The 12152-nt window shown below is 69.6% G+C and carries 10 protein-coding genes; 2 read left to right on the top strand and 8 right to left on the bottom strand.

The features are described from left to right. Positions 1-30: 30 nt before the first annotated feature. Both B2K11_RS09240 and B2K11_RS09245 read right to left on the bottom strand, forming a co-directional pair. Entirely contained in the window at positions 31-825 is a 795-nt protein-coding gene (locus B2K11_RS09240; protein ID WP_163617994.1) for an ABC transporter permease, read from the bottom strand. Continuing rightward, the gene (locus tag B2K11_RS09245; RefSeq protein ID WP_163617995.1) at positions 822-1919 is read right to left on the bottom strand and encodes an ATP-binding cassette domain-containing protein; all 1098 of its coding nucleotides are present in this window, start codon (positions 1917-1919) and stop codon (positions 822-824) included. Before B2K11_RS09245 ends, B2K11_RS09240 begins: the two co-directional genes overlap by 4 nt. Before the next feature lie 61 nt (positions 1920-1980). Here B2K11_RS09245 and B2K11_RS09250 point away from each other — a divergent pair, with 61 nt between their 5' ends. Then, on the top strand, positions 1981-3003 hold the full coding sequence (locus B2K11_RS09250; protein ID WP_163617996.1) for a YafY family protein: 1023 nt from the start codon (positions 1981-1983) through the stop codon (positions 3001-3003). Between the two features lie 290 nt (positions 3004-3293). On the opposite strand, the gene B2K11_RS09255 is transcribed toward B2K11_RS09250, so the two are convergent. Beyond that, on the bottom strand, positions 3294-4319 hold the full coding sequence (locus B2K11_RS09255) for an HNH endonuclease signature motif containing protein (protein ID WP_239525924.1): 1026 nt from the start codon (positions 4317-4319) through the stop codon (positions 3294-3296). Next, on the bottom strand, positions 4316-4720 hold the full coding sequence (locus B2K11_RS20600; RefSeq protein ID WP_239525885.1) for a hypothetical protein: 405 nt from the start codon (positions 4718-4720) through the stop codon (positions 4316-4318). The genes B2K11_RS09255 and B2K11_RS20600 overlap by 4 nt, the downstream gene beginning before the upstream one ends. A gap of 66 nt (positions 4721-4786) precedes the next feature. Here B2K11_RS20600 and B2K11_RS20605 point away from each other — a divergent pair, with 66 nt between their 5' ends. Next, positions 4787-5167, top strand: a complete 381-nt coding sequence (locus B2K11_RS20605) for a heme-binding protein (protein ID WP_239525886.1) — start codon at positions 4787-4789, stop codon at positions 5165-5167. 9 nt (positions 5168-5176) lie between these two features. On the opposite strand, the gene B2K11_RS09265 is transcribed toward B2K11_RS20605, so the two are convergent. The 4 genes from B2K11_RS09265 to B2K11_RS09280 form a co-directional block, all read right to left on the bottom strand. Beyond that, complete coding sequence (locus tag B2K11_RS09265; protein WP_163617998.1) at positions 5177-9532, bottom strand: trypsin-like peptidase domain-containing protein; 4356 nt, start codon at positions 9530-9532, stop codon at positions 5177-5179. After that, positions 9519-9863: a CU044_2847 family protein gene (locus tag B2K11_RS09270; RefSeq protein WP_163617973.1), complete on the bottom strand. Its 345-nt coding sequence runs from the start codon at positions 9861-9863 to the stop codon at positions 9519-9521. The genes B2K11_RS09265 and B2K11_RS09270 overlap by 14 nt, the downstream gene beginning before the upstream one ends. Before the next feature lie 222 nt (positions 9864-10085). After that, on the bottom strand, positions 10086-10979 hold the full coding sequence (locus tag B2K11_RS09275; RefSeq protein ID WP_163617999.1) for an aldo/keto reductase: 894 nt from the start codon (positions 10977-10979) through the stop codon (positions 10086-10088). Between the two features lie 93 nt (positions 10980-11072). Continuing rightward, positions 11073-12062 carry an NADP-dependent oxidoreductase gene (locus B2K11_RS09280; RefSeq protein ID WP_163618000.1) on the bottom strand — a complete coding sequence of 330 codons (990 nt, stop codon included), beginning with the start codon at positions 12060-12062 and terminating at the stop codon, positions 11073-11075. Positions 12063-12152: the final 90 nt, after the last annotated feature.

Here is a 12152-nt window from a genome sequence, read left to right on the forward strand (position 1 = left end):
CATCGGTCCGAGGCATCCGTCCCCGCCGTCCTAGCTGCTCTTGCGCATCGCGCGGATGCCGACCGCCAGGCCGACCACCGCGAGCACGACCGCCGCCACCCAGCCCCACAGCACGGTGATGTTCCCGAGGTCGCCGGCGAACAGCGCGCGCTCGGCCTGCACGACCCAGTTGATGGGGTTCACAGTGGAGATCGCGCGCATCCACGCCGGTGCCTCGTCGAGCGGCAGCAGCATGCCCGACAGGATCAGCAGCGGGAAGATCAGCGTCTGCTGCACGCCCCAGAAGAGCCACTCGCGGTCCTTGGTCTTGAGCGCCAGCGTGTACGAGAGCGCGCCGAGCCCGATCCCGAACACCGCCAGCAGCGCGAGGCCGATCACCAGCCCCGGCACGTTGATCGTGAAGCCGAACGGCCAGGCGATGAGCACGATGATGAGCGCCTGCACGATGATCGGCACGATCTCCTTGAGCGCCCGGCCGACCAGCAGCGACGACCGCGCGAGCGGCGCCACAAGAGTGCGCTCGTGCGAGCCCGTCATCATCTCGTACTGCAGGTTCGACCCGGTCGCGCCGGTGCCGAACAGCACGATCATCACGAGCACGCCGGGCACGAACCACTGCAGCGTCTCGCCGACCGGCTGGCCCGACGAGCCGACGAGCAGCGGCGCGAACAGCCCGAGGAACACCAGCGGCTGCACGAGGCTGAAGATCAACGTGAACGGGTCGCGCATCGCCGGCTTCAGCTCGCGCGTCAGCACGTTCCAGGTGTCGCGCGCCGGGTTCGCCCGCACCGCGGTGTCGGGCCGGGTCTGGATCTGGGCGGTCATCGGTTCGCTCCTGTCTTCTCGGCCGCCAGGTCGGCGGTTCCGGATGCCTCGGCCGAGGCATCCGTCTTGTCATCTGCTTCTTCGGGCTCGCTCTCTCTCTCGCCCGCCTCGCGCAAGGTGCGGCCGGTGAGCGCCAGGAACACGTCGTCCAGCGTCGGCGGAACGCCGGTCGCGGTGCGGACGGCGAGACCCGCGGCGTCGAGCGCGCGCACGGCCGCGGGGAGCAGCGCGTCTCCCTCGGGCGCCGTGACGGTCACGAAGGTCTGCGCCGCGCCGCCGGCGGCTGCCTCTCCCCCGGTCCGGCGGACCTCCCGGTCGGTCAGCCTCTGCACGACCGCGACGGCGGCTGCGGCATCCGTCTCGGTCGTGAAGCCGAACGTGAGCAGGTCACCCGCGAGCTCGGCCTTGAGTCGCGCCGCGGTGTCGTCGGCGATCACGCGGCCGCGGTCCATGACCATGACGCGCTCTGCGTAGCGGTCGGCCTCCTCGAGGTAGTGCGTGGTGAGGAAGACCGTCGTGCCGTGCTGGGCGCGCAGGTCGATGATGTGCTGCCACAGGTTGGCGCGGCTCTGCGGGTCGAGTCCGGTCGACGGCTCGTCGAGGAAGAGCAGCGGCGGCGCGTGCATGAGGCCCAGCGCGATGTCGAGCCGGCGCTTCTGCCCGCCCGAAAGCTGCTGCACCGCCCGCGTCGCGAACCCGGCGAGGTCCAGCGACTCGATGAGCTCGTCGGCCCGCGTGCGCGCCGCGGCCTTCGACATGCCGTAGAACGCGCCCTGGCTCAGCAGCTCGTCGCGGGCGCGCTGCGAGAAGCTGCCGCTCGTGAGCTGGCCGACGTACCCGATGCGGGCACGGACGTCGGCGGGCTGCTTCAGGATGTCGAAGCCGACGACCTTCGCCGTGCCTGCGGTCGGCGGAATCAGGGTGGTGAGCATGCGCAGGCTCGTCGACTTGCCGGCGCCGTTGGGTCCGAGGAACGCGACGAGCTCGCCGCGCGCCACCTCGAACGTGAGGTCGGTGACGGCCTCGACGGTCTTGCCTTTCACGGTGAAGCGCTTGGTGAGTCCCTGCGCTTGGATGATCGATTCGTTCGCCATGACCTCAGGTTAGGAACCAATGCGGACAGTTATGGTCCGCAATGTAGGGCAATATTGAGTCATGTCCGATACGACGACGCGAGCGCTCTCGCTCCTGAACCTGCTGCAGACGCACCGTCACTGGCCCGGCTCCGAGCTGGCGGATCGCCTGGGTGTCACCGAGCGCACCGTCCGGCGCGACGTGGAGCGGCTGCGCGACCTCGGCTATCGCATCGAGTCGTCGCCGGGCGCCGCAGGCGGCTACCGCCTCGAGGCCGGCAGCGCGGTGCCCCCGCTGCTGCTCACCGACGAAGAGGCCGTGGCCATGGCGATCGGACTGCGGGTCGCGGCATCCCAGCGGCTCGTCAGTGGTCCCGAGACGACCATCACCGCGCTCGCGAAGCTCGAGCAGGTGCTCCCCGCTCCCCTGCGCCGCCGGGTCGCCGCGCTGGCCGAGGCGGTGCAGCCGGCGGGCCTCAACGCCGGTGCGGCGGTCTCGGGCGAGGTGCTCGGCGAACTCGCCCTGGCCACGCGCGACCACGAGCGGGTGCGGTTCACGTACACCGCGGCATCCGGCGAAGTCACTCATCGCCGTGTCGAGCCGCACGCGCTCGCACCCGCCGACCGGCATTGGTACCTGCTCTGCTGGGATCTCGAGAAAGCGGACTGGCGCACTTTCCGCGTCGACCGGCTCGCCGATGTCGAGCACACCCGGGTGCTGTTCGAGCCGAAGCCGCTCACGCCCGAGCAGATCGAGGAGTTCATCTTCGTCGCGCGGTCGTGGGTGCGCCAGGCGGTCGAGGCCGACGCGGTGATGGAGCTGCCCATCGAGACGATGCGCGAATACTTCGGCCAGTGGGGTCAGGGCGCTTCGGATGAGGGCGATGGCCGGACCCGGTGGCCGGTCGGCGGCGGGGACTTCCGCGAGACGATGTACGGCCTGTCGTGGATCCCGGAGGGCGTCGAGTACACGACCGACCTCGCCTCGCCCGCCCGCGAGCAGCTGCGCGAGACGCTGGAGCGGATGCTGCGCGCCCTCGACGCGCCCGCGCCGCCGCTGCCGCCGCAGCGCGCGAAGGAGCGCGAGCGGCAGCTGCCCGCCTGAGTTCGCCGGAGTGGTCGCGCGAGCGCACGCGGGCGCTGCCCGCCTGAGTTCGCCGGTCGTCGGGCGAGGGAGGGCCTGCGACCGAGGCGCAACACCCGCGGCGTTCCGCAGAAGTCGAGGCGTTTCGTCTTCGTGCGCCAGAGCGCCCTCCGCTCAACGACCAGCGACAGGCTGGGCCCCCGGTCGAAACGAAACGCCTCAACCCGGCAGGCGACTCGTGCCGCGGCATCCATCCCCCGCATCTAAGCTCCTGCGAGTCGGGCACAGGGGTCGCGAACGAGCGGAGCGGTCTACGCGGACCTCGCGCGTCTCAATTCGTTGAGCAGGAGCCGGTTGGGCTCTCGCCATCGTCGTTGCGGGTGGACCCAGCCAGGTGGTCGCACGTGAGGCATGCCGTCGACCATGCGGATCTCCCACCCGCTGGTCTCGATGCCGTGATGGTGGTGCCAGCAGAGCAGGACGCCGTTGTCGACGGAGGTCGGCCCGCCCTTCGCCCAGTCGTTGACATGGTGCACCTCGCACCAGGCGGCGGGTACGGTGCAGCCCGGGATGACGCAGCCACCGTCGCGGGCGCCGATCGCCTTGCGCTGCCAGTGGTTGAAACCGCGGTCTTCGACACGGAGCGCCTTGATCGCGCCGTTCGCCGCAAGAGTGAGCCGGTGGATCGTGCCGTGGCAGCCGACGTGCCGGGCGAACGACGCCGGAACCGGGACCGGCCCGGCAGCGCTCTCGACGAACGCCACACCATTCGCCGCGGCCAGGTCTTCCTCGGTCGTCGTGACGATCAGGGTTGGAGCGGCACCGCCCAACGTGGGAGTCTCGGCCGCGCCGGCTGCAGCAGACAGGATGGACGCGAACGCATCGTGCCGCTTCTGGTCGATGGTGCGCGGATCCGGCACGCAGTCGTCCGGCGCGCCTTCAGCCTCAGCGTCAGCCTCAGCATCAACGAACCGCGGCCCACGGTCCTGCACGCGCGGGTTGAGGTGCGCGTCCACGAGCCGGTCGAACTGCGCCGCGACGTCTTCCGTGACGTCGCCGTAGATCCGGCGCAGTCCGCGACGCGATCGTCGGCTGACGCGCATCCCACGCAGCCGCTCCGAGTACTCCTCATCGGGGAGCGCGCCATCCGGGTCGAGGAACAGCGCCCACGTGGTCGCCATGACCTTCAATTCATGGATGCCGCACGCCGGCGCCCCGGCATCGCCCACTGCTGCCAACACGAGCTCGAACTCGGCAGCCTCGAGCTCGTCGACCGAGCACCGCCCCTGCAGCGGCCGCAGTGCGTCGACGATCGTGGTCAGCGCATCGGCACTCAGTCGCCCCGCCGCGAGCGCCGCACGCGCATGCTCGAGCGGTGCCGGCGCGTCTGCCCGGTCAGCGTCACGCGGCCGGTGATCGCCTTCGCATCCCGCAGCCGTGCCCGCACCGTCGCTGCTGACACGAGCGTCGTCCGCTCCACGAGTTCCTGCGCCGACCCGCACCCGAACTGCGCAGTGATGACATCGCCTCCGAACTCGGAGTCGGCGCGTCGCCCGACCTCACCGGCGAGCGCGAGGCGCGCAACATCCGTGATCCGTCCGAGCCGTTCGACGACACCCAGCGCATCGACCAGCTCGCGGTGCGACATGGCCCGTTGCGCCTCGCCACCGAGCGCCGAGCTGAGGGTGTCGCCGAGCAGATCGGCGATGCCCCTGAGGTCGGCGAGCGGGAAGTTCATACCCCCAGTCTGGCGAGGGGTTCCGACATCGGAACCACCTCAAAAGACCCGATCAGCACCGATTCTGTGGATAACCTCGAATCAGCCGACGAAACCCCCACCTCGGGAGGAATCGCGGCCCAGCGCCGCTATGCCGCGATCACCCGAGACCTTCCGCTCGACCACCGCCTGCTCGGTCTTCCGCCCGAGCGCTGCACGATCCTGCGAGCGCGGCGTCGCGCGACGGAGCGCCTGTCCTTCCGCGCCGCCGGCGGGGACTTCGACACCGATGCGCGCCTCGACACCACCGAGTATGCAGCGCACGGCGGCGTCTTCCCGCTCACGATCGCGGGCGTCGGGGTCGTAGGTACGGTCGGGGTCTCAGGCCTGCCGCAGGCCGACGACCATGCGTTCGTCGTCGAACAGCTGCGCGCGTGGATCGCAGACATCTCGCCTTCGGACTCGTAGCGAGCGAGTTCAGGCGGCGCCTTGCTGCGAGACTTCCACGTCTCTCGAGGGTGTCGGGTGGAGGGCGACAAGCCCTCGGTTGCAGAGCACGATGATGGTGTGGTCTTCGGCGATCTCGAGGTCGCGAACCGGGGAGTGCAGAGCGAGAACGTCTGGCTCCGGTGAGAGGTCGTGCCACACGCGCACCGAGCCGTCGACACCGCCGGACACGACGAGCGTCGCCTCGGGGAGGGCGCGAAGCACGGTCACGGCCTCGCTCTGGACTCCGCTGAGCGTCGCGATCCGCTCGGGGGCGAAAGGATCGTCGGTCGGCGCAGACACCTCGATGACATCACCCGACGCATCCAGCACCACCGTCCGTCCGCCGAGCATGGTGGCGGTCGCGGCTTCGGAGGAACTGAACTCGTCGTTCAGGCATCGCGCGGTGCCCTGGTCGAGGTCGACCAGCACAGCTGCCTTCCACGTGTCGCCGACAACGAATACGAGCTGCGGAGGGCCACCCGGAACGCGACGGAATCCGCCTTGGAGCTCTGGCACCTCATCCGATCCCCAGACGGAAGCGCCTTCTCGACGGAGGGTGAGGACCTCGGGCGTCGGGTGCTCTTCCCCCAAGCCCCAGGTCACGACCTGCGACTCGTCCTCGTATGTCTGTGCGACCAATCGGCCGTCGCCCAAGTACGGGCTCGTCACCCCGGCGAGGCCGGAAAGGCGTTGGTCAGCCACCAGCCTGCCGGTTTCCACCGACCAGGCGCGGACCAGCCCGATGGTTTCGCCCTCCTCGATCAGCGCTACTGCCACAACCTCCTCGTCGGAGCGTCCGACGACGACGTCGACGACCGCGCGCTCAGCGAGATCCGTGCCCAGCATCCGCGCGGCTCCGGTGCGCACGTTCCTCACGGCAACGTCTTGTCCCACACCCCAGGTCAGTACGCCGTGGTCCCCGGAGGGGCTCTCGACTGTCCACATCACCTCCGGAAGGGCGCCGAGCGCGCCGACGTCGCCCGACACCGGCACGCCTTCCGGGGTCAGTTGCCACCCGTGCACTCCGCCTCCGGCACCACGATCGGACGCGACGACCAGATGCCGGCCGCCACTGTCGACGAAGCGCACCGTGGAGACCGGCGGGCCGCTGGACTGCAGCTCGTGCAGCTCCCCGCCATCATCGACCAGTACGACTCTGCCGTCGTAACCCCCGGCTGCCAGCCACAGCCGGGACTGAATCGTCGTGGCGTCGACCGTGGTCACCCCCGCCCGCAGGGCCAGGATCCTGAAGTCGTCGTCGTCCTCGTCGACGAGCGGCGGGTCGGCCGCGGGTTCCGACACGACGTCCTCGTCCTGGTCGCCGATCCCGATCGATTCTCGCTCCCTCGCCTCGCGTCGACGTCGCCGCTCCATCTCCTGTGCAGCTTTGAGCGTCCTCATGTCGGAACCGGTCGTGGTGGTGGTGATCAGCCCGCCGTCGAACGCCTCCACGTATGTTCCGGACTCCGGCGGTGAAGCCACCACGCGGCTGGACGGGTTCGCTGCGCCGTCACGCCACCAGCCCAGGGTCCCGTCGGCGAACCCGACCGTCAGCACGGCGCCACCCTCGGATGTGGCGATGCGGCGAGCTTCGTTGACCCACGTCGCATCGTCCATCCCGCTGGAGGAGGACTGAGAGATCTCGAAGTCCGGGTTGACCGTCAGCCAGGAGACACCGCCGTCGGCCCCGGCGGTCACGACCTCGTCCCCGGCGAGCTGGACCGAGAGCACGGGCCCCTCGTGAACCTGCCAGGTCGCGAGCTCCTCTTCGAGGTGGTCGAGGTGGCGCAACTGCACAACGCCGTCGTGGAAGCCGACAGCCACCGTGGCGACGCCCTCGAAGAGAGAGACAGCGGCGGCGGTGACGCTCACCCCTTCGAACGATAGCGAGGCGACCACCTCAGGCGTAATGGTGTCGCGACCCGCGACGAGCAGGTCGACCACGTAGATCGTGTCCTGACGCCCGGTCACGACCACCGACCGCCCTCCTATCGTCGCGGCAGCCAGGAATGGAGAGCCGTAGTGCCCGGGCATCGCCAGCTCAGGACCGCGCGGGGCATAGCCGTCGGCATCCCAGATCCGGATCGTGCCGTCGAGCGCGCAGACCGCGAGGCATGAACGACGATCTATAACAACCGGCGCGACCGCGGCCACACCACCCGCCGCTCCGGCGAGGTAGTGGCTGCGGACGGTCGAGGTGGGGGTGGCCCACAGAACCCGCAGTGGAACCTTCGGCCCGAGACGATCGATGCGCTCTACAAGCTCCCGGGGACCGATCAGGTGGGCGGCCAGTGCCAAGTGGTTGAGGTTGTCGTCGACCGAAGGCCCCAATTCGGGCAGTGCGGCGAGGTAGGCCGGCACGATGGACAGGGACTCCTCGTCTGACGCTGCGCGCAGCACGCGGGCGAGCTGATCGGAGTCCGCGCTGGCGAGGAACAACGGATCGGACACGAGCTCACCCAGCAACCCTGCCTCCGCGGCGTGGGTCGGCAGGTGGGCGAGGGCGTACGGTCGCGCGCGGGTCCAGTCATGGAGTCCATCCAGCCGACGCGGCACCTCGTCGATGAGATGGCGCGCGAACCGCCGCCATATCTCGGGCTCTCTGGATACCCGCCGCAGATGCTCGACCAGGGTCTGGTGGTACAGCCGGTAGACCGCCCTGTCGTGCTGGATGAGTTCCTGGACCAGGTAGGCGGCGGCATGCTCGAGCAGCCACTCGACGTCCCGCGCCTCGTAGCGCCGCCCGCTGAGCGCCGAAGCCAGGCTCGGCCAGAGGTCATCGTCGGTCGCCAGACCCGTGCCCTGCGCGTACGCCAGCGGCATCAGCAAGTCCTGCACCTGACGACGCCGGTCGCCGAACCGGTCCAGATAGTCGTGCCAGCCATCGGCGACGCTCTCCGCGAAGCGTGACTCCCATCCGTCGACATGGAGGTCGACGCGGCCCTCGACCGCCAAGGCACTCGTCGACAGTTGGGCGAGCAGGAACGAGGGGTAGGAGCGCGCGGCGATGACCTCTGCGACCTGCCTGGCGGGCTCCCCAGCTCCTTCATACGCGGCCCCGCCGCTGGTGAGCCGACTGTGGACGTAGTCGACCAGGTCGGCGCGGTTCAGATAGGGTTCGACGTCCAAGTCGAGCACGACGGTACGGGCACCCAACTGGTGACGGAGCTCCTCCTCGTACCCGAGGCGGGTGCCCACGAGTACCTTGACCTGGCATTCCGCTCCCACGGCCGCGGTCCGCCGGAGCAGGGTCGCCGCCTCCATAGGTTCTGCGGACTCATCGAGCGCATCGACCAACACGGTCAACGGGCGTCCCCGCGAAACGAGATCGTCGACCCAGGTCTCGGACGACGACGGCGGCATCCCGATAGCCGATGCGATCGCGGTAACGATGTCGGCGGCGCTCTTTCCGCGGGCGTGGACCGCAACATCGATGAACGGCGCCGGTTCGTCTGGACGATTGGGCAGCAGCGGACGGACCAGCGGGTCGGCCAACACCGCGAGCCGGGCGAGAACCGCCGACTTGCCTGAACCAGGTCCGCCGGTCACTGCGCGCACCCGACCGTCGGCTGGGCCGTTCGCGAGCCAGTCGGACAGCTCCTTCATCGCCTGTCGCCGACCGGTGAAGAACGAGCCGCGGCTGCTGTGCCGCTCGACGCCGCGGGACCGCGGCGACCAGTGACTGACGAACTCGTTGGGCGAATACATCGACCAGTGGCGTACGACATCGTCCAGAGCCGGCCAGTAACGACTGAGCCTGCTCACCGGGATCATCCAGGCGGCGCGGTTCTCCCGATCCTTGTCGGCGCCCACGATGATGCCCACCACGGCACCCAGCTCCTCGTCGAAGACCGGGGAACCGCTGAAGCCACGGGCAACGAGTGTGCCCGTCCGGACAGAGAGCTCGACCCAGTCCCCGCCACCCCCCGCTGGTCTGCGGATCGTCCCCGATGCGCTCAGGCCCTCGTCGTACCCGCGCGGGAAGCCGAGCACGTCGAAGTCATGGCCGAGCACGCCTTCGGAGCGGCGGACGGGTGCCGGCTGTGAACCCGCAGGTGCCGGCTCTGACAGCGCAAGCACCGCAACGTCGGCTCGGCCGTCTTCGGCGACATCCGCCCAGGCCTCGACCGTCGCTTCGACGGGCGCGGATTCGGAGCGCACGAAGTCGACCCGCACGACGTCGGCCGGCGCCTGCACGGCGGGGTCATCCACGCCGAGCGCCTCTCGGACCACGTGAGCGCATGTGACCACGTGGCGCTCGTCGACGAGGACGCCACCACCCATCGGCGAGCCGGTCGAATCGAGCAGCCGGACCTGCCACGGCCGGGCCTCAGGTGTCGGCATCGTCCTGTCCCTTGGCCGGCTTGGTCCAGCTCAGCTTCACGGTCAGATGCCCCTCCGCGCCGGTCTGGGCGATGACGACTCCCGCTGCGGCGCTGAGCTTGATGCCGAACTCCAGGTCGACCGAGTCCGGTGGCCGCGGCAGGCTCCGGAACCTCTCCAGCACGCCGGTCGTGAACTCCTCCACCTTGCCGAGCGCGGCCCCGACGTCGACGGCGCTGTGTAAGAGCTCGCCGCCGCGGGATGCCCGCGCGACCCCGACGTCGTCGTCCTTGACCTCGACGTAGACCTCGCCTTCGCCACCGACCATGGCGAATCCCACAACCTCGGCCATGCCGTCTCCTTCGCGCTCCACGAAGCTAGGCACTCATCGTCCCGCGTTCCGCGCATTTGCGCCATGGACATCGGGCACCCCGCTGCGGTCCTATCGCCCTGCTGGCCAAGAGGTCGCGCGGCATCTGGAGATACATCCACGCGCCCCGACGGGCCCTCCCGCGCGCACCTCCGCACGGCTCACCGTCGCGGCGTCGGTGACTCGTAGCATCGATCTTCTGACTCAGTCGTCGAAGATCCCCACCGACTCCGACAACCGTGTGACCTCGTCCGCGCTGAGCTCGAGCTCCGACGCCTGAGCCGAGTCGATGATGGATGCCGCGCGCCGCGCACCCGGAATCGGGATGACGTGCGATCCCAGCGCCAGCTCCCACGCGAGCACCGCCTGCTGCGGGCTGACGCCGTGCGCCTCGCCCACCTCGCGGAACATTGAGAACCGATCGCCGACCCGGCGTGCTCCCCCGCCGGTGCCGCCCAGCGGACTCCACGGCAGGAACGCGATGTCGCGCTCTCCGCAGAAGCGCAGCTCGTCGATGCTTCCCGGATGCTTCGGCGAGAACTCGTTCTGCACGCTGGCGAGGTTGCCCTCGCCGAGCACGTCGATCGCGATCTGGATCTCTTCGACGCTCGCGTTCGAGATGCCGACCGCGCGCACGAGGCCGTCGTCCTGCAGTGCCTTCAAACCCGCGATGATGTCGCCGTACACGAGCGAGCGGTCGGGGCGGTGGTACTGGTACAGCTCGATCTGGTCGACGCCGAGGATGCCGAGCGACTCCTCGACCGCCGAGCGCAGGTACGCCTCCGACCCGTCGCGCACCTTGGCGCCACCTTCGCCCAGCTTGATGCCGCCCTTCGTCGCGACAAAGATGCTCGACGCGTCGCCGTCCCAGGTGCGCAGCGCCTCCGCGACGATGCGCTCGTTGTGCCCCATCTCCTCGCCGTCCGGGGCGTAGATGTCGGCGGTGTCGATGAGGGTGACGCCGGCGTCGAGCGCGGCGTGCACGGTGGCCACGGCATCCTCGAACGACGGATATTCCTTGTCGTTGTTCATCGACAGCGGCATGGCTCCGAGCCCGATCGCCGAAACCTGTCGTCCCGCCAGCGTGCGCTGCGTCATCGCATCTCCTTCTCGCATGCGCCCAGCCTGCCAGGGCTGTGCGACACGAAGCAGGGACTGGACAACCCTGTGCCGATTGCCGTAAAGCCCGGGCTACGGCATCCGTTCGAAGATCTCCCGGGCGCGCAGCGAGCGCGTGCGGGTGACCGGATGAGTGGCCAGGACGATCTTGCCGCGCGAGTGCAGCTTGGCCAGGTCTTCGAAGGCATCCGCGATGTCCTCGATGGGGTACAGGCCCGACACAAGTAGGCGGAACGCTCCCACGCCGGCCAGGTCGACCACGCGTTGCAGCACCTGCGTCGCATGCGAGACGGACTCGGCGTCGTCGCGGAGCAGCCGCAGCTCGACCTCCCGCCTGTCCGCGCTGGAGCGATAGCGCTCGGGAGGAACCTCGAGGGCTTCCGCGACCTCGCGGCCGTCCTTGCCGTAGTTGTCGATGTAGGCGGTGACCGGTCCGCCCGCGACCCGCTGGATCCGCTCCGCCATCCCCTCGCCGTACTTCACGGGGGTGATGTGCAACTGCCGCAGGTAGTCGAAGTTGCGCTCGCCGCACGTGCCGATTACGCGGGCGCCGCGGTGCTTCGCCACCTGCGCCTCGATGCTGCCGACGCCGCCCGCCGCCGCGGAGACGACCACCGTGTCGGAGGAGCCGATGCGAAGGTCATCGAGGGTCTCCAACGCGGTGGCTCCGGCCAGGAAGAGACCGCCGGCGACCTCCCATTCGATGCTCCGGTGCTTGCCCACGAGCTGGTCGGCCGGCACGATGATGTGGCTCGCGTGGGCGCCGGTCCTGGTGTGCCCGACGACGCTCGCGCCGACCCGCAGCCTGGTCACGCCCGGGCCACAGCCCCGGACGATGCCCGCGAAGTCGCTGCCGGAGAACCGCGGCCACGGGTCGTCGTGCCAGGTGTTTTCTTTGCCGTTGCGCAGGAAGGCGTCCATGTGGTTGATCGCCGTCGAGATCACTTCGACCAGCACCTCGCCCGGCCCTGGAGCAGGCAGCGGGTATTGATGGCGGTGGAGGACGTCGGCGTCGCCGTAATCGGCGTAGCGGTAGGCGAATGCCTCAATCGGTGCTCGCATGGCGATTCCTCCTCCAGTTCCCCTCGAAGCCGGCGCTGGCCTCGAAGAACTATTCCGTCGGAACAGCCGGCACGGATGCACCCCCGGTCG

The sequence above is a fragment of the Microbacterium sp. B35-30 genome (genome assembly GCF_010634855.1).
Lineage (GTDB): Bacteria > Actinomycetota > Actinomycetes > Actinomycetales > Microbacteriaceae > Microbacterium.

Excerpts from the sequence above, each read along its gene's own strand:
- B2K11_RS09265 (WP_163617998.1), bottom strand. The coding sequence starts at position 9,532 with ATGCCGACACCTGAGGCCCGGCCGTGGCAGGTCCGGCTGCTCGATTCG.
- B2K11_RS09245 (WP_163617995.1), bottom strand. The coding sequence starts at position 1,919 with ATGGCGAACGAATCGATCATCCAAGCGCAGGGACTCACCAAGCGCTTC.
- B2K11_RS09275 (WP_163617999.1), bottom strand. The coding sequence starts at position 10,979 with ATGACGCAGCGCACGCTGGCGGGACGACAGGTTTCGGCGATCGGGCTC.
- B2K11_RS09250 (WP_163617996.1), top strand. The coding sequence starts at position 1,981 with ATGTCCGATACGACGACGCGAGCGCTCTCGCTCCTGAACCTGCTGCAG.
- B2K11_RS09270 (WP_163617973.1), bottom strand. The coding sequence starts at position 9,863 with ATGGCCGAGGTTGTGGGATTCGCCATGGTCGGTGGCGAAGGCGAGGTC.
- B2K11_RS20600 (WP_239525885.1), bottom strand. The coding sequence starts at position 4,720 with ATGAACTTCCCGCTCGCCGACCTCAGGGGCATCGCCGATCTGCTCGGC.
- B2K11_RS09240 (WP_163617994.1), bottom strand. The coding sequence starts at position 825 with ATGACCGCCCAGATCCAGACCCGGCCCGACACCGCGGTGCGGGCGAAC.
- B2K11_RS09280 (WP_163618000.1), bottom strand. The coding sequence starts at position 12,062 with ATGCGAGCACCGATTGAGGCATTCGCCTACCGCTACGCCGATTACGGC.